Consider the following 17,088-nt stretch of genomic DNA (forward strand, 5'->3'; position numbering starts at 1 on the left):
ACAAAAGCATGGCTTGCGCTGGACGCTCCTCGCCGGAGGGGCACGAAACACCGCGCAGGCGATGCTTGTTTATGCGGCGATGAACCTCAAAAAACTCGCCACCTGGCGGTGGCGACAGACGTGCGCCGGCCGTTGGAGGCTTCTTCCTCCCTCAATGGCACAAACAAAGGCCTCCGAAATTCATTTTCGGAGGCCTTTGTCTACAATCTGAGACCGCCGAAGCGGTCTTTTTCTGTTTGTAAAGTACCGGGAAATGAAAAGTTCGGCCGGTGCCATATATGCAAACGGGACGAAATATGTTAGTTTTGAAAATGATGAGCAGATGCTACATGTTCAACAATCTAATGGGCGGGGTGCAGGAGGATGAGGAAAATCAATATTGCTATTGACGGGCCGGCCGGTGCTGGGAAAAGCACTGTATCGAAAGGATGTGCCGTACAGCTTGATTATACATACATCGATACAGGAGCAATGTACCGGGCGCTGTCGTTAAAGGCGCTGCGCACAGGCACGCCCCTGGACGACGGTGGAAAAATGACGGAGCTGTTAAAAGCCGCCAGCATCCGTCTTGTCGGTAACCCGAAGGTGAGCGAAGTATACCTCGACGGGGAAGACGTGTCTGAAGCTATCCGTACGAGCGAGGTGGACAGCGTTGTATCTCTGACCGCGGCCCACCTTGGTGTACGTGAGGAAATGGCTCTGAAGCAGCGCCGGCTTGCGGCAGAAAAAGGGGCGGTGCTCGATGGCCGGGATATCGGCACTACCATTCTTCCGGATGCGGAATTAAAAATATTCCTGGTTGCTTCAGCAGAAGAGCGTGCACTTCGAAGGTACAAGGAGGTGCAGGAGCGTGGCACCCCGGCGAATTACGATGAAATTTATGAAGCGATCATTCACCGGGACGAGTTCGATAAAGCCAGGGAGCATTCTCCGCTAAAAAAAGCAGAGGATGCTGTGGAGATTGATACGACTGCTCTTACCATCCCGGAAGTTATCACCAGGATCACAGCGCTCGCAGAAGAGAAGGTGAATCAGTCTCATGATGTATAATATCGTAAAGTATTCTGCCTATTTTCTTGCGGTTATTTTTATGCGTGTCCGGGTGACCGGAAGAGAGAACGTGCCGAAGGAAGGGCCGGTTCTGATCTGTTCGAATCATATCAGCAACTTTGATCCGCCTCTGCTTGCCACTCATATTCGCAGAAAAGTGCACTTTATGGCTAAAAGCGAATTGTTTAATAAAAAAATTCTGGGTTTTATTATGTATTTTGTCGGAGCTTTTCCCGTCCGCAGAGGCGTGGTAGACCGAAAGTCATTAAAACAGGGAATTCAATTTTTAAACGAGGGACAGGTTTTATGTCTTTTTCCTGAGGGTACTAGGAGTAAAAGCGGGGAAATAGGAAAAGGATTAACCGGCGCCGGTTTTTTTGCTCTCCGTTCAGACGCAGCAGTAGTTCCGGTTGCTATCAGCGGCCGTTACGGTCTGTTCAGGCGTGTGAATGTAGTGATAGGCCGGCCGGTGCCCATGCAGGACCTTCGGACGAATAAAGCGAAAGCTGAAGAAGCGACCGAAGTAATCATGGAAGAAATTAAAGCCGTTCATCACCAGGCAAAGACAGGCACCAGCCAGCTGCAGTCCGGTTAACACTTCAAAATCCCCAAAAACCCCATAGACAGGATTTAAGGACACTGAAGGAGGCAATGGTCAATGGCAGATGAAATGAACAACGAACTTGAAGGTATGAAAGAGTTTAACGTGGGAGATATCATTACTGCCACAGTAACAAAGGTAGAGGAAAAACAGGCGTACGCGGATGCCGGTTATAAAGTGGATGCGGTTATTCCGATCAGCGAACTTTCAAGCCTGCACGTAGAAAAAGTAGACGATGTGCTCAAGGAAGGAGATCAGCTCGAATTCAAAGTAACAAAAATGGAAGATGATGAGCTGGTTCTCTCCCGCCGGGCAGCACTTGCTGATAAATCCTGGGGCGAGCTTCAGGAAAAGTATGAATCCGGCGATGTTATTGAAGCCCAGGTGGCTGAAATTGTCAAAGGCGGGCTTGTGGTCGATCTAGGCGTGCGTGGCTTTATCCCGGCTTCGCTCGTGGAAAGATATTATGTGGAAGATTTTTCAGATTATCAGGGGAAAACATTAAGACTAAAAATTGCAGAAATAGATCCGGAAGAAAACAAGCTGATTTTATCTCAGCGTGCCGTTCTGGACGAGGAGGCCGAAGTGAAGAAGAAAGAAGTGCTTGAAAACTTGAATGTAGGAGATACGGTGAAAGGAACAGTGCAGCGCCTGACTAACTTTGGCGCATTTGTGGATGTCGGCGGTGTCGACGGTCTTGTCCACATTTCGCAGATGGCTCATCACCGTGTAGAATCACCAGGAGAAATCGTCAACGAAGGCGACGAGATCGAAGTAAAAATCTTAGCTGTTGATCCGGACAGCGAAAGAGTTTCTCTGTCGATTAAAGATACCCTTCCTGGACCATGGACAACTATTGAAGGACAAATCGAAGCCGGAGATGTTATTGATGGTCAGGTAAAACGACTGGTCAGCTTCGGCGCATTCGTTGAAGTGGCTCCTGGAGTGGAAGGTCTTGTCCACATTTCCCAAATCGCGAACCGTCACATCGGAACGCCGGGAGAGGTGCTTGAAGAAGGGCAGGCAGTTACAGCAAAAGTACTTGATATTAATCCTGCCGAGCATCGTATTTCCTTAAGCATCAGAGAACTTGAAAATCCTGAAACCAGTGATTCGAAAGTTCAAAGCGAATACGAAGCACCGGAAGAAGATCACGCTGGCTTCTCCCTTGGAGATATGGTCGGCGATCAGTTGAAAAAATATAAAAAGTAAGGAGATTTGCTTGTGTCGCGGGCTAGGCGGAAACAGGATCACATTGAATATGCTTTATCCACAGGTTTTTCAGCCGAAAGCAGTTTAGATGACATTCAATTTGTCCATCAAAGTCTGCCTGACTCAGCTTCTCTTTATACAGATGCATCAGTAGAAATCGGCGGACTTTCGTTAAGTTCGCCGATTCTTATTAATGCAATGACGGGTGGAGGCGGCAGTGAAACAGCCGCTGTTAACGCGTCACTGGCAGAAGCTGCAGCAGCAACTGGCGTTGCTATGGCAGTCGGATCCCAAACATCGGCCATCAAAAATGAGCAGGAATCCTATACATACAAAATCGTACGGGAAAAAAATCCTGACGGTGTTATTTTTGCCAATACGGGAAGTGAAGTAAGCGTGGAACAGGCTGTCCAGGCGGTTGAAATGATTCAGGCTGATGCTCTTCAGATTCATTTGAACGTCATTCAGGAGCTTGTTATGCCTGAAGGGGACAGGGATTTCCAGGGAGCCCTGGACCGGATTGAACGTATTGCGAATGAGCTTTCTGTTCCGGTAATTGTAAAAGAAGTAGGGTTTGGCATTTCTTTTGAAACGGCAGCCAAGCTGCGCAGCTCCGGAGTAGCCATTATTGACGCGGGGGGCAGCGGAGGGACGAATTTTTCCATGATTGAAAACAAAAGACGGGATCGTCCATTTGCTTTTTTCGATCAATGGGGTATCCCTACAGCGGCGGCCATCGCCGAAACCGTACACGCCTGGCATCCTGGCAGCGTGATTGGCTCAGGAGGCGTAAGGCACGGCCTGGACGTCGCAAGGATTATTGCACTTGGAGGCAGTGCCAGCGGAATGGCAGGAGCCGTCCTGCGGGAAGCGAAAGAAAGCGGAGCAGAGGGCGCCGCTTCTTTTCTCCGGCAGATACAGGAGGAACTGAAAACAGTAATGACAGCGGTCGGGGCTCAAAACATTCATGAACTGCAAAAGGCTCCCATTGTTCTGCGCGGAGAAACGGCCCACTGGCTGAAAGAGCGCGGCATTGACACTTCTGTATACAGCCGGCGTTCGATATAAATTAAGTGAAAGCAACCAGGCGCATTTTTCGTGCCTGGTTTTTTCCTTGTTTTACCCGCTGGATACAAATTTGGGGGAGAGGAACGGATCTGTTTCATGTTATGATAATGAAGATAGATTTAGAGACAGAAAGGAATCAAAATGATGGTAAAACCTACAGTCGCCATTGTCGGCAGGCCAAATGTCGGCAAATCAACAATATTTAACCGTATTATCGGAGAACGAATGGCTATCGTCGAAGACGAGCCGGGTATTACAAGAGACAGGCTTTACGGGGAAGGTGAATGGCTGCATCGCTTCTTTCACGTGATTGACACCGGAGGCATCGAACTGAACGATGAACCTCTGCTCACTCAAATTCGGGAGCAGGCTAAGCTTGCTATCGATGAGGCAGACGTCATTATTTTTATCGTGAACGGGCGGGACGGCATTACGGCTTCAGATGAAGAAGTCGCAGATATTCTGCTTCGATCCAAAAAACCGGTCATCACGGCCGTGAATAAAATAGACAACTATGAAATGCGTGAGCAGATGTATGAGTTTTACTCCCTTGGACTCGGAGAAGTATTTCCGATTTCCGGCTCGCACGGGCTTGGCCTTGGTGATCTGCTTGATGAAGTACTCGAACGGTTTCCCGTGGAGGATGAAGAAGAAAAGGACGATGACACGATTCATATGGCAGTCATCGGCCAGCCGAACGTGGGGAAATCCTCTCTCGTGAACGCAGTGCTCGGAGAAGAACGGGTCATTGTGAGCGAAATTCCCGGTACAACTAGAGATGCGGTGGACACGGAGTTCGAAAAAGACGACCAGAAATACAGCATCATTGACACGGCAGGAATGCGCCGGCGCGGAAAAGTGTATGAAAAAGCAGAAAAATACAGTGTTCTCCGGGCGATGCGTGCCATGGAACGGGCTGATGTAGCTGTTGTCGTTCTCGACGGCGAAGCAGGCATCCGGGAGCAGGACAAAAAAGTAGCAGGCTACGCGCACGACTCCGGCCGGGCTATCGTTATTGTAGTTAACAAATGGGATGTAGTGGAAAAAGACGACAAAACGATGCACCGGTTCACCGAAGAAATCCGGGAGGAGTTCCAGTTCCTGGACTATGCACCGATCGTTTTCCTGTCTGCCAAAACGAAGCGGAGAATGCAGAACCTGCTTCCGGTAGTGCGTCAGGTGGCTGAAAATCATCACGTACGGGTGCCTACCAACGTGCTAAATGAAGTTATTATGGATGCGGTAATTATGAACCCGACCCCAACTCACAGTAACAAACGCCTGCGTATTAATTTTGCAACACAGGTCGCCTCAGGCCCTCCGGTTATTGTGTTGTTTGTAAATGACCCGGAGCTGCTGCATTTTTCATATCGCAGGTATTTGGAAAACAAATGCCGCGAAGCTTTCTCGTTTGAAGGCACACCGCTTCGAATCGTGGCCAGAAAGAAAAACGAATAGCAGACGGAATTGGTTTGGTAAGGGGAGAGTGCAATGGGAGTAATTCTTGCAGTTGTGATTGGCTATCTAATCGGCTCAGTTAGTTTTAGTTATCTATTTGTACAGCGTATAAAAAAGGTGGATGTCCGTTCTGTTGGAAGCGGCAATGCCGGTGCCACCAACACCCGCCGGGTCCTGGGCACGAAATGGGCGGTGGTGGTGCTGCTTTTGGACGTGCTGAAGGGAATGGTGGCCGTCTGGCTCGGCTTCTTTTTTCAATGGGCAGCCTCGGGCCTGCTGCCAGGATTTTTGTCGTTAAGCCAGGTGGAGGGCCTGGCTCCCGCTCTTGGCGGTCTTGCCGCTGTGCTTGGGCATAACTGGCCGGCCTATTTCGGCTTCCGCGGCGGCAAAGGGGTGGCCACGGCCATCGGAGTTATCAGCGTACTCGTCTTTTTTCCGGCAATCTATGTCGGAATCATAGCGATTGCAGCTATTGCAGTTACCGGTTACGTGTCTCTTGGTTCTCTATTGTTTGCTGTTTTGACCCCGGTTGCGGTTTTCTATACCCAGTCCACCAACGGACATCCAGAGACCTATTTGTATTTAACCGTTTTCCTCGGCCTTCTTTCGATATGGAAGCACCGTACAAATATCGTCCGCCTGCTGCGTGGCAATGAAAGCTCATTGTATAAAAAGAGCAGTGAAGGATAAAAGGAGTTAAAAGCATGAAAAAACAGGCAGCTGTTATCGGAGCAGGGAGCTGGGGAACGGCCCTGGCTTCTGTGTTAGGAAAAAATCAGCATGGGGTGCGTCTTTGGTGCCGCAGAGAAGCGCTGGCTGAAGAAATTAACACCACACACAAAAACGAAGGCTATTTAAAAGGGATCGTACTGCCGGAAAATATAGTGGCTACAACGGACATAAAGGAAGCAGCAGCAGAGGCTTCCTTTATTGTTCTTGCGGTTCCGAGCGGAGCCGTCAGAAAAATCGCCCGGGATTTAATGCCGTATCTTCAGAAGGACACTATAGTTGTACACGCGGCTAAAGGTATTGAGCCTGAATCGTTTTTAAGGGTATCGCAAATTCTCGAAGAAGAGTGGGCTGGTCTTTCTTTTCAGGGAATGGCAGTGCTTTCAGGGCCAAGCCACGCAGAAGAAGTGGCAGAGCAGCAGCCGACCACTGTCGCAGTGTCCGGCACGTCTGAGTACGTACAGACCCGTGTCCAGGAGCTGTTTATGAATCAGGCTTTCCGTGTATACACCAACGATGATTTTCTCGGTGTCGAGCTTGGCGGGGCACTGAAAAACATTATTGCCCTCGGCATCGGTCTTACGTCAGGACTTGGATACGGTGATAACGCAAAAGCTGCCTTAATGACAAGAGGGCTGGCGGAAATTACCCGGCTCGGCACCCATCTGGGCGCATCTCCGCTCACTTTTACCGGGCTTTCGGGTCTTGGGGATTTGATCGTTACATGTACAAGTGAACACAGCCGGAACTGGCGGGCTGGAAATCAAATCGGCTCAGGTAAAAGCCTCGAAGACGTTCTGGAGCAGATGGGGATGGTTGTTGAAGGCGTGCGCACTACTGAAGCCGTATACCACTGGTCCCGTTCGCTTGGAGTGGAGATGCCGATTACAGAAGGATTGTACAAAGTACTGTTTGAACACGTGCCGCCGGAAAAAATGGCGAAATCCCTGATGGAGCGTGGGAAGAAAAACGAGAAGGAGCACTCCATCATGCTGCTTGATGATAATAATTAATGCGCCGGTTACGTTTAAAGGCGCCCCTTTTGCTTTCTAAAAGGGCTTGTGCTAAAATTTTTCAAGACAAACAGCAGCGGCAGAAGGCAGCAGAAGTTGATTGGAGGACTTACGGTGGCTAATTTCGATCACGAAAAAATAAAAGAAGGTGTCAGGCTGATTCTTGAAGGCGTTGGTGAAGATGCCGGCCGTGAAGGCCTGCTTGACACACCGGACAGAGTAGCCCGTTTATACCAGGAGGTTTTTGCCGGGCTGCATGAATCAGCAGACGAGCATTTAAAAACCGTATTTGGGGAAGATCACGAGGAACTGGTGCTGGTAAAAGACATACCGTTTTTTTCGATGTGCGAGCATCATTTAGTTCCTTTTTTCGGTAAGGCTCACGTAGCCTACATCCCGAAAGGCGGCATGGTGACAGGCCTCAGTAAGCTGGCCCGGACCGTAGAAACGATTGCGAAACGTCCGCAGCTTCAGGAACGTATCACCTATACTATCGCAAACGAAATTGTTTCGACGCTTGAACCTCACGGGGTGATGGTCGTGCTTGAAGCAGAACATATGTGTATGACCATGCGCGGCGTGAAGAAACCGGGATCTATGACGGTAACTTCCGCAGTGAGAGGAACATTCGAAGGAGATCAGGCGGCAAGGAGCGAGGTTCTGTCGCTTATTAAGCACTGATCCCGAGCAGATAAAAACGAGGCGCCTGCAGAGAGCGGGCGCTTTACCATGAGAACAAAACGAAAACAGGGAGGGTCTTAAATGCAGAATGGAGATGATTTTATCGTCATCCGTGCAGAAGAAGACGGTGTCAACGTCATGGGCTTGACCCGCGGCAAGGACACCCGTTTTCATCACTTGGAGAAATTAGACGGCGGAGAAGTGCTCATCGCCCAGTTTACCGAACATACTTCTGCGATCAAGGTGCGCGGCAACGCGGTTATACAAACGAGCTACGGCGAAATGAAGGCAGGCAGCGGGGAAGATTAACTTAATCTTTCTTGGAAGCAAAGAGGCTGTGCTATAATTGGGTAGCATAGAACGCAAGAAATGAAATCACCAGCATTTAAGGGGTTGGGGGAAGCGGCATGAACAACTACTGGACACCATGTGCAGAGGAAATAAAAAAAGAGTTTCAGCGCCTGACCCAGCACTCGTATATTGAGGAGAAAATCGGGCTGCCGGAAGCGCACGAAGAAACGATCCACCTTCTGCTTGAGGCGTTAAGCGAAGCAAAAGTGCCCCGGGAACGGATGGTGGAACAAATTGCAGCTGTACTGCTCGTTCAATCGGCGTTTAAAGCTCATGAACAGATTCAGCTGCATAACGACGGCGATGACAAAAAAATAAGACAACTGATGATTCTGAACGGGGATTTGATGAGCAGTCTTTACTACCGTTTGCTCAGTACTGCCTTTCATCAGGAAATCCTTCTTGTTTTTACATCGGCAATCCGAAGCATGAATGAAGCGAAAATGAAGCTGCATTTTGGTGAGTGCCGGAACCATACTGATATGCTTCAAACACTTAGAACGTGTGAAGCGGGCATTGTGGAAGCGGTTATCCATTTTTACGGACGCCCGCATCTTGCAGTGGCTTCCTCGTCTATTTTTGCCTTGAAAAGGCTGCTTCATGAATGGGAAGGGTTTGGCCGTACCGAAGAATTTTCAGCCTGTGCCGCCCAGGTGCAGTACTGGGAAGGCCAATCGCAGAGCGCACAGCAAATATTAAAACAATTAATCGATCAAGAACACAGCTTTTTTCATCAGCAGGTTGAAAAAGACGAACAGCTCTCTGATACGCTGCAATCGTTAATGGATGAATGGATAGCTGTAGGTATTGAGTAAAAAGGGGTTTCAATGATGGCTACCCAAAAAGAAAATAAAGTGTATCAGGTATTCCAGTCTATTTCAGGCAACTACGACCATATGAACAGCGTGATCAGCTTCCGGCTGCATAAGCGCTGGCGGAAAAAAACCATGAAGCAGATGAGCGTCCGCCGGGGCTCAAAAGCGCTCGATTTATGCTGCGGCACGGCAGACTGGACGATTCAGCTTGGTAAAGCAGTAGGAAAAGGCGGCAGCGCCACCGGCATCGACTTCAGTGAAAAAATGCTTGAAGTCGGCAGGGAGAAAGTGCACCGGGAACAGCTCGGAAACATTGATTTAATACATGGCAATGTAAACAGCCTGCCGTTTCCCGATAACTCGTTTGATTACGTAACGATAGGCTTCGGCCTCCGGAACGTATCCGATTATCTGCGGGTGCTTAAGGAAATGCAGCGGGTGCTGAAGCCTGGCGGTACCGCTGTGTGTCTGGAAACGTCCTGGCCGGAAAACAGCGTCGTGGAAAAATTTTATTCCTTTTATTTTCAATCAGTTATGCCGGTGATAGGAAAAGTATTGATTAACCGGTACGACGAATACCGCTGGCTCCAGGAATCGACGATGGCCTTTCCGTCGAAAGAAACGCTTGGGGTTATGTTCATGGAAGCAGGGTTCAGCCAGGTGCAGATGTCTCCATTTTCTGCCGGCACAGTCTGCGCCCATATCGCCCGCAAAAAATGATAAGATGACAGTGATAAGGAAGTTGAACCAATGAGTAAAATTAAAACTATTTTAGAAATGATAAAATTCGAGCATACCGTATTCGCCCTCCCATTTGCGTTTTTGGGAGCGGCGCTCGGCGGCCTGATGATCAACGGCTCCTGGCCCTCCATTGCTGACTGGATCTGGATTACACTGGCAATGTTTGGTGCCCGCAGCGCTGCAATGACATTGAACCGCCTGATCGATGCAGAAATAGATGCCCGCAATCCGCGAACGGAAACACGAGCCATTCCTGCAGGAGAGGTTTCACGAGGTCAAGCCATTTTGTTTGTGCTTGGATCTTTTTTTATTTTATTTGTCGCTGCGCTTCAGTTAAATATGCTGGCAGTCTATCTTTTGCCAATTCCCGTATTTTTTATGACACTGTATTCCTACACGAAGCGCTTCACCTGGCTCTGCCATGTGTTTTTAGGAGTAACCATTGGGATCGCTCCGCTCGGCGGATGGGTAGGGGTGACCGGCACGCTTCAGCCGGAGGCATTTTTGCTGTTTACGGCGGTGGCGATGTGGATTGGCGGATTTGATATTATTTATGCGACTCAGGATGCGGAGTATGATAAGCGTGTCGGGCTGAATTCCATTCCGGCCCGGTTCGGAATTGCAAAAGCTCTTTACATCTCCCGGGGTTTTCATCTCGTCAGTCTGATTTCCCTTCTGGCACTGTATTTGCTTTCGCCGCTCAGCTGGTTTTACCTTGTGGGAGTTGCCGCGGCCGCTGCAATCATGATCTACGAACATTCGCTGGTGAAGCCTTACGATTTGTCAAAGGTTGGGGTCGCCTTTTTTCCTATGAATGGGATTATCAGTATTGTGATATTAGTATTTACCCTTGGAGATATTTTAATGTAAAAATATGTACACCTGCGTAAGGAAGATGCATACGATTTGGAGAGATGGTTATGTCCATAACAATGGGAGAAATCGCTTATACGAATGCAAAACCGTTTTTTTATTATCTTGACCGGCAAAAGCTCGAGCAGGAAGGGGTGCGGTTCGAACAGGACGTACCCGCTTCACTGAACCGAAAGCTCGAAGAACAAAAGCTGAGCGGAAGCGCTGTATCTTCGTTTGCTTTTGGGTCCAGTACGCGTGCTCTTTCGCTTCTGCCTTCTCTTTGTGTAGCTTCTGCCGGCAAAGTACGGTCTATTTTGTTCTACTCCCGTTATCCTCTTGATGAGCTTACGGGCAAGCGGATTGCTTTGACATCGACGAGTGCGACAAGCGTGCATCTGCTGAAGATCATTCTGCAGGAATTCTATCAGGTGACAGAGGCGGATTATCAAACGCAGGCACCGAACCCGGTGAAAATGAAAGAGGAGAATGACGCTTACCTGTTAATTGGCGATGATGCCATCAAGGCTTCCTGGGAGGAAAGTGACTGGTTCCGTTACGATCTCGGTGAGTTGTGGTATGCTCATACCGGTCTGCCGATGGTTTACGCTGTATTTGCCGTTCAAAATGAGTCGTTCCATCAGGCCGGAAGCATATGGTCCACGCTCTATCAGGATTTTTTACAAAGCCGCCGCACAGCTCAGCAGGACGATTTTGCCGGAATGGCCAGTGATTACAGCCATCGGCTCGGAGGCAGCAGGACGTATTGGCAGGAATACTTCCGGGGACTTCATTTCACGCTTGGGGCCAGGGAGCAGGAAGGCCTGCTTTATTATTACCATCTCGCTTATAAGTATGGATATTTAAATGAAGCAGTTGAAAGTTTAGATATTTTGCAGCCGGGAGACGAGGTGCATTATTTATTTTGAAGGTGAATAAGATGAAGCTGATGGATCTGTACAGAGATTTAAAACCGGATATTAAAGTGATCGAAAAAACGCTGGAAGAAGCGGTGGATTCGAAACACGCCGTCCTGACTGAAGCGTCAAATCACTTATTAAAAGCTGGAGGCAAACGAATCCGGCCGGTTTTAGTGCTGCTCAGTGCGAAATTTGGAAATTATGATATTGAACATATCAAACATGCTGCTGCTTCGCTTGAACTGATACACATGGCTTCCCTCGTCCATGACGATGTGATAGATGATGCCGAGCTGCGCCGGGGTGAGTCTACAGTCAAGGCGGCATGGGATAACAAAGTAGCGATGTATACCGGTGATTATATCTTTGGAAGTGCTGTTGAGCGTGCAGCCTATTACCGGGATCCTGTTATCAACCGGATTATCTCAAAGACGCTGATCGAAATATGCGTCGGCGAGATCGAGCAGATCCGGGACCAGTACAACTGGGAGCAGCCGCTGCGGACGTACCTGCGCAGAATCCGGAGAAAGACCGCAGTTTTGATTGCGGCCGGCTGTGAACTCGGTGCTGCAAGCGCCGGAGCATCAAAAAAGACGCAGCGCCAGCTTTACCGGTACGGCTATCACCTTGGTATGTCCTATCAGATTATCGATGATATTCTCGACTTCACCGGAAGCGAAAAAGAGCTGGGAAAGCCTGCCGGTGGCGACCTGAGACAGGGAAATGTAACGCTGCCTGCGTTGTATGCTATGCATCAGAACCCGCAGCTGCAGGAAAACATTAGTACAGCCATTCAGGAAGAAACCGTCGACGAAGAGCAGGTCACCCGCATTCTTTCGGAAATCAACAGTTCCGGAGGCATCGAATATGCAAAAAAAATGAGTGAGCGGTATCTCGAGAAAGCCTACGAAGCTATTGCCACTTTGCCGGACATAGAGGCAAAGGATTCTTTAAAGGACATTGCTGCATATATTGGCGGCAGAAAATATTGATTCTCCCCGTCCAGGCGGTAATTGCTAACGCTTTCAACTTTTGCTATACTAATTTTGGTAAATAGTAATGGATGGGGGAAGAAATATGACAAGTGAACGCACGTTTGTAATGGTAAAGCCGGACGGAGTCCAGCGCGGGCTGGTTGGCAGAATTGTTCAGCGTTTTGAAGAAAAAGGACTGAAAATCGCCGCCGGTAAATTTATGCACATTTCACCTGAATTGGCCCAAACGCATTACGAAGAACATAAAGAAAAACCTTTTTTCAATGATCTGGTCGGTTTTATTACGTCGGGCCCAGTGTTTGCCTTAGTGCTCGAAGGCCAGGACGCCATACATATTTCCCGGCTGCTGATTGGGAAAACTGATCCAAAAGAAGCACCGGCAGGAACGATCCGTGGCGATTATGGCCATGTGAAGGAGAAAAACGTTATCCACGGCTCAGATTCCCTCGAGAGCGCAGATCGGGAGATTGGTTTGTTTTTTGAACCGGAAGAAGTGCTCGACTATGAACGTTCCATTGATGCCTGGCTGTAAAATAAGATTAAGCTGGTACGCTTTTGGGAATACACTCTTATAGACAATTCAAGATAAGGGTGATAACTAATGATGTATTTACTTGCAATACTTTTGCCGCCGGTAGCGGTTCTGCTCGTCGGCCGGCCGTTTCAGGCATTTATCAATTTTCTGCTGCTCCTGCTTTTCTGGGTGCCGGCATCCATTCACGCCTGCTTCGTTGTGGCGGATGCCAAAGCGGAAAAACGGGCGAAAAGATATTAATCTAAAGCGTGTCCCTTCAGGGGCCGCTTTTTTTATAATTAGTCAGGATACGCCTTCCACCTGTTGATCAAGTGAAAATTCCCTTTCTGCTGGTCGATATAATGAAAAAGATCTTTGGGCGGAACCTGAAGAAACAGGGCCGCCGTGATATAATAATACTCAGCAAAGTGGGGATACTATGACAAGCAGACAACATACAGCAGTGGAAAATCCAATGAATGATGATTACGGTCTATTCGTGCAAAAGATGAAGGGTCTGACCGGCCTGGATCTGCACTTATACAAAGAGGCGCAGATGAAGCGGCGGCTGCTATCCTTTTTACAGAAAAAAGGTTTTCATTCGTTTACAGATTTATTTGACCGGGGGCTTCAAAAAGACGAAGCACTTTTGAAGGAAATACTTGAGCGGATGACTATCAATGTTTCCGAGTTTTTTCGTAATCCTTCCCGGTGGGAGGTGCTGCAGACATCGGTTCTTCCCGAAATACTTAACAAACGCAGCAATCTGCACATATGGTCTGCAGCGTGTTCTACAGGTGAAGAACCATACTCGCTCTGGATGATGATGAAAGAAGCATTTCCGGGGGTTTCCTTTTCCGTTACGGCGACAGATATTGACACCAGTATTCTTGAAAAGGCGCAAATGGGTATCTATTCGAGCCGGGCCGTAGAAAACGTGCCACCGGCGTATCTGCAGAAATATTTTGAAGCGAGTCCGCCGGCCTACCAGTTTGATACAAAAGCGGCTGCCCGGGATATTCGCTTTAAAAAGCAGAATCTGCTTGCGGACAAACCGGTGGGGGATGTAGATGTTATCATTTGCAGAAATGTGATGATCTATTTTACAGAAGAAGCTAAGGATTATATTTACCAGCAGTTTTACAGTGCGCTGCGCCCGGGGGGCGTACTGTTTGTCGGAAGCACGGAGCAGATGTTTCATCCGGAAAAGTATAAGTTCGAGCCGGCCGGAACTTTTTTTTACCGAAAAAGCTAAGCTTTTCAGGAAGATGAAAGCTGGCAGTTTCACTAAATAGAGGATTATGTTATCATTTACTGCATAAAAGCACTAAAGAGATACGTATGGAGCAAAGGGGAGAGAAGACGCATATGAGATTTTTAACCGCAGGAGAATCACATGGACCACAGCAGACAACGATAGTTGAGGGAGTTCCGGCGCAGATGGAGCTTCTTGAAGAAGATATCAACCAGGAGCTTGCCAGACGCCAGGGCGGATATGGCCGGGGCCGCAGAATGCAGATTGAAAAAGATAAAGTTAAGTTTTTAAGCGGGGTCCGGCATGGAAAAACGACCGGAGCGCCGATTACGATGGTCGTCGAAAATGACGATTTCGTGCACTGGGAAAAGATTATGGGCACCGAACCGCTCTCCGAAGAGGAAGCGGAAAAAGTGAAGCGGAAAATTACACGTCCCCGTCCCGGGCATGCAGATCTGAACGGGGCTATTAAATACGGGCACCGTGACATGAGAAACGTGCTCGAGCGTTCCTCGGCAAGAGAAACAACTGCGCGGGTAATGGCAGGGGCGCTGGCGAAAAAAGTTCTCAAAACCTTCGGAATAGAAGTAGGCGGCCAGGTTCTTACGATAGGCGGTATCCATTCAGCAGAGACGTCTTATTCCTCCATGCAGGAGCTTCAGGAAAAATCAGAAGCCTCTCCGGTCCGCTGTCTTGATCCAGAGGCGGAAAAACAAATGATGGAAGCGATCGACAAGGCGAAGGCAGATGGCGATTCCATTGGCGGTGTCGTACAGACCGTAGTGGAAGGCCTGCCGGTGGGTCTCGGCAGTCACGTGCAGTACGATCACAAGCTTGACGGCAAAATCGTCGGTGCGGTTGCAAGCATTAACGCTTTTAAAGGGGCTGAAGTAGGTATCGGCTTTGAAGCGGCAAACCGGCCGGGAAGCCAGGTGCATGATGAAATTGTCTGGGACGAAAAGAACGGCTATTACCGGAGCACCAACAACCTTGGCGGATTTGAAGGCGGGATGACCAACGGTATGCCGGTAGTTATCCAGGGCGTGATGAAGCCGATTCCGACCCTCTATAAGCCATTGCAAAGCGTAGATATTGATTCCAAAGAACCGTTTAAAGCGAGCATTGAGCGCTCGGACAGCTGTGCAGTGCCTGCTGCTTCGGTTGTAATGGAAAACGTTGTGGCGTTTGAAGTCGCCGTTTCCTTTTTGGATATGTTCGGTACAGATAATGTGGACCGTATCCGCCGGAACTTTGAAGAGTATGTACAGGAAGCCAAGGATTTTTAACTAATGGAAACTGTTCAGATACAGGCGGAGAAGAGAAGCTACCCGGTCATAATCGGGGAAGGACTGCGCTACCAGCTTGCAGATCTTTTACAGGAAACTACGGCAGGCAAGAGCCGCTTTCTCCTCGTCGTAGACAAGGCCGTGGACACTCTCTACCGGGAAGAGACAGAAGGCCAGCTCGCCAGGCTGCTGCCCGTAAGCACCTATGTGATGCCTTCAGGTGAGCAGTCTAAATCGGTGGAGGAGCTTTCCCGGCTGTGGGAATTCGCGGCAGAAAATGAAATGGACAGGAAGGCGGTCTTTGTGGCGCTCGGCGGCGGAGTGGCCGGTGATTTGACCGGCTTTGCGGCAGCCGGATACATGCGGGGTGTAGACTATATTCAACTGCCGACTACTCTTCTTGCCCAGGACAGCAGCGTAGGTGGAAAGACGGGTATTAACCTGAAAGCAGGCAAAAATCTGGCCGGCGCTTTCCATCCGCCTCTGGCTGTCATATATGATACTGCGACGCTGCATACCCTGCCCGACGCGGAGTGGCGCTCCGGCTTTGCCGAAATGATCAAGCACGCCTACCTTGACGGGGAGGCCTTTTTACAGGATTTGAAAGCCCGTGTACAGAGCGTGGAGGACATGAAGTCACCGGAGGTTGCTTCGTGGATTAAACGGTCGATTGAAGTTAAAGCGCGTATTGTCGAAGAAGACGAACGCGAGCAGGGAGTGCGGGCGTTTTTAAATCTTGGGCACACCCTTGGCCATGCCCTGGAGAAAGAAATAGGCTACGGACGCATTACTCATGGAGAAGGAGTGGCCGCCGGCCTGTGGTTTGCTCTTGCGGTAAGTAATAACGAGAGCGCAGGCGACTGGGAGCTGGAGAAAGAAAAAGCATGGCTCGAGTCGCTGGGTTATCCGGTGGACGCCCCGGGCGGGCTTTCGGCGGACACATTAGTGGAATCGATGAAAAGAGATAAAAAAGCTTCCCACGGGGATATCCATTACGTGCTGCTTGAGAAGCCGGGGAAACCGCTGACAGCAAAAGTGGAAGAAAACACGATCAGGCAGCTGCTCGATCGCTATTACAAATAGGCAGGTGACAACAGTGATACGAGGTGTACGGGGAGCAACAACGGTAAAACAAAACCGCGCAGAAGAGATCTGGGAGGAAACCGGCCGGGTACTTGAGGAGATGATTGCGGAAAATCACATTACCGCGGACCAGGTCTCGCATATTTGGTTTACGGTCACTTCTGATCTTAATGCTGCTTTTCCGGCAAAAGCAGCGAGGGAGATTCCTGGTTGGGAGTTTGTACCGGTAATGTGTGCACAGGAAATCCCGGTGCCCGGGAGCCTGGAGCGGTGCATCCGCGTAATGATGACTGCGGACGTGAATGTACCTGCAAAAGATGTGAAGCATATCTTTTTGAACGAAGCGGTGGCGCTTCGCCCGGACCTGGGTTTGACAAAGCAAAAGGATTCCTAGTAGGATAAGTATAAGTTTAGAGCATCGACAGTTAAGGTATAGATGAGCGCTGCCATCGGAGGCAGCATAG

General features: G+C 49.3%; 21 protein-coding genes. All 21 read left to right on the plus strand.

All coding sequences use genetic code 11. The features are described 5' to 3' along the window. Window positions 1-211 (plus strand): hypothetical protein (locus ACTRXG_RS15050; RefSeq protein ID WP_474285745.1); only part of this gene is annotated, 211 nt, incomplete at its 5' end. 152 nt (window positions 212-363) lie between these two features. Continuing rightward, on the plus strand, window positions 364-1,050 hold the full coding sequence (gene cmk, locus ACTRXG_RS15055) for a (d)CMP kinase (protein ID WP_474285746.1): 687 nt from the start codon (window positions 364-366) through the stop codon (window positions 1,048-1,050). Continuing rightward, window positions 1,040-1,645, plus strand: coding sequence for a lysophospholipid acyltransferase family protein (locus ACTRXG_RS15060; RefSeq protein WP_322525154.1), 606 nt, complete (start codon window positions 1,040-1,042; stop codon window positions 1,643-1,645). The genes cmk and ACTRXG_RS15060 overlap by 11 nt, the downstream gene beginning before the upstream one ends. Window positions 1,646-1,708: 63 nt before the next feature. Further along, window positions 1,709-2,863, plus strand: coding sequence for a 30S ribosomal protein S1 (rpsA, locus tag ACTRXG_RS15065; protein ID WP_091611240.1), 1,155 nt, complete (start codon window positions 1,709-1,711; stop codon window positions 2,861-2,863). Window positions 2,864-2,875: 12 nt separating this feature from the next. Next, window positions 2,876-3,931 (plus strand): type 2 isopentenyl-diphosphate Delta-isomerase, encoded by a 1,056-nt coding sequence (gene fni / locus ACTRXG_RS15070; protein ID WP_474262152.1) that lies wholly within the window; start codon window positions 2,876-2,878, stop codon window positions 3,929-3,931. A 144-nt stretch (window positions 3,932-4,075) separates the two neighbouring features. Further along, window positions 4,076-5,389: a ribosome biogenesis GTPase Der gene (der, locus tag ACTRXG_RS15075; protein WP_474262279.1), complete on the plus strand. Its 1,314-nt coding sequence runs from the start codon at window positions 4,076-4,078 to the stop codon at window positions 5,387-5,389. Between the two features lie 33 nt (window positions 5,390-5,422). Further along, window positions 5,423-6,079 carry a glycerol-3-phosphate 1-O-acyltransferase PlsY gene (gene plsY / locus ACTRXG_RS15080; protein ID WP_474285748.1) on the plus strand — a complete coding sequence of 219 codons (657 nt, stop codon included), beginning with the start codon at window positions 5,423-5,425 and terminating at the stop codon, window positions 6,077-6,079. A 14-nt stretch (window positions 6,080-6,093) separates the two neighbouring features. Continuing rightward, entirely contained in the window at window positions 6,094-7,131 is a 1,038-nt protein-coding gene (locus tag ACTRXG_RS15085; RefSeq protein ID WP_474262150.1) for an NAD(P)H-dependent glycerol-3-phosphate dehydrogenase, read from the plus strand. A 114-nt stretch (window positions 7,132-7,245) separates the two neighbouring features. Further along, window positions 7,246-7,812, plus strand: a complete 567-nt coding sequence (gene folE, locus ACTRXG_RS15090) for a GTP cyclohydrolase I FolE (protein ID WP_322525149.1) — start codon at window positions 7,246-7,248, stop codon at window positions 7,810-7,812. 81 nt (window positions 7,813-7,893) lie between these two features. Continuing rightward, the gene (gene mtrB, locus ACTRXG_RS15095) at window positions 7,894-8,121 is read left to right on the plus strand and encodes a trp RNA-binding attenuation protein MtrB (RefSeq protein ID WP_091611224.1); all 228 of its coding nucleotides are present in this window, start codon (window positions 7,894-7,896) and stop codon (window positions 8,119-8,121) included. 98 nt (window positions 8,122-8,219) lie between these two features. Next, entirely contained in the window at window positions 8,220-8,978 is a 759-nt protein-coding gene (locus ACTRXG_RS15100) for a heptaprenyl diphosphate synthase component 1 (RefSeq protein ID WP_474285749.1), read from the plus strand. A gap of 15 nt (window positions 8,979-8,993) precedes the next feature. Further along, window positions 8,994-9,698, plus strand: a complete 705-nt coding sequence (locus tag ACTRXG_RS15105; RefSeq protein ID WP_474262147.1) for a demethylmenaquinone methyltransferase — start codon at window positions 8,994-8,996, stop codon at window positions 9,696-9,698. Between the two features lie 30 nt (window positions 9,699-9,728). Beyond that, the gene (locus ACTRXG_RS15110; RefSeq protein ID WP_474285751.1) at window positions 9,729-10,589 is read left to right on the plus strand and encodes a UbiA-like polyprenyltransferase; all 861 of its coding nucleotides are present in this window, start codon (window positions 9,729-9,731) and stop codon (window positions 10,587-10,589) included. A gap of 50 nt (window positions 10,590-10,639) precedes the next feature. Then, a complete protein-coding gene (locus tag ACTRXG_RS15115) occupies window positions 10,640-11,500 on the plus strand; it encodes a menaquinone biosynthesis protein (protein ID WP_474285752.1) in 861 nt (286 codons plus the stop codon). Window positions 11,501-11,511: 11 nt separating this feature from the next. Next, window positions 11,512-12,483, plus strand: a complete 972-nt coding sequence (hepT, locus tag ACTRXG_RS15120; RefSeq protein ID WP_474285754.1) for a heptaprenyl diphosphate synthase component II — start codon at window positions 11,512-11,514, stop codon at window positions 12,481-12,483. An 85-nt stretch (window positions 12,484-12,568) separates the two neighbouring features. Next, complete coding sequence (ndk, locus tag ACTRXG_RS15125) at window positions 12,569-13,018, plus strand: nucleoside-diphosphate kinase (protein ID WP_474278967.1); 450 nt, start codon at window positions 12,569-12,571, stop codon at window positions 13,016-13,018. A gap of 69 nt (window positions 13,019-13,087) precedes the next feature. Further along, the gene (locus tag ACTRXG_RS15130; protein ID WP_462866522.1) at window positions 13,088-13,261 is read left to right on the plus strand and encodes a YqaE/Pmp3 family membrane protein; all 174 of its coding nucleotides are present in this window, start codon (window positions 13,088-13,090) and stop codon (window positions 13,259-13,261) included. 178 nt (window positions 13,262-13,439) lie between these two features. Next, complete coding sequence (locus ACTRXG_RS15135) at window positions 13,440-14,255, plus strand: CheR family methyltransferase (RefSeq protein ID WP_474285756.1); 816 nt, start codon at window positions 13,440-13,442, stop codon at window positions 14,253-14,255. Window positions 14,256-14,368: 113 nt separating this feature from the next. Then, window positions 14,369-15,541, plus strand: coding sequence for a chorismate synthase (gene aroC / locus ACTRXG_RS15140; RefSeq protein WP_474278963.1), 1,173 nt, complete (start codon window positions 14,369-14,371; stop codon window positions 15,539-15,541). 3 nt (window positions 15,542-15,544) lie between these two features. Next, window positions 15,545-16,624: a 3-dehydroquinate synthase gene (gene aroB / locus ACTRXG_RS15145; protein WP_474285758.1), complete on the plus strand. Its 1,080-nt coding sequence runs from the start codon at window positions 15,545-15,547 to the stop codon at window positions 16,622-16,624. Between the two features lie 13 nt (window positions 16,625-16,637). Further along, window positions 16,638-17,018, plus strand: coding sequence for a chorismate mutase (gene aroH / locus ACTRXG_RS15150; RefSeq protein WP_474262139.1), 381 nt, complete (start codon window positions 16,638-16,640; stop codon window positions 17,016-17,018). The last annotated feature ends 70 nt before the right edge of the window (window positions 17,019-17,088 follow it).

The sequence above is a fragment of the Marinococcus sp. LNSP9103-4 genome, from assembly GCF_056034345.1.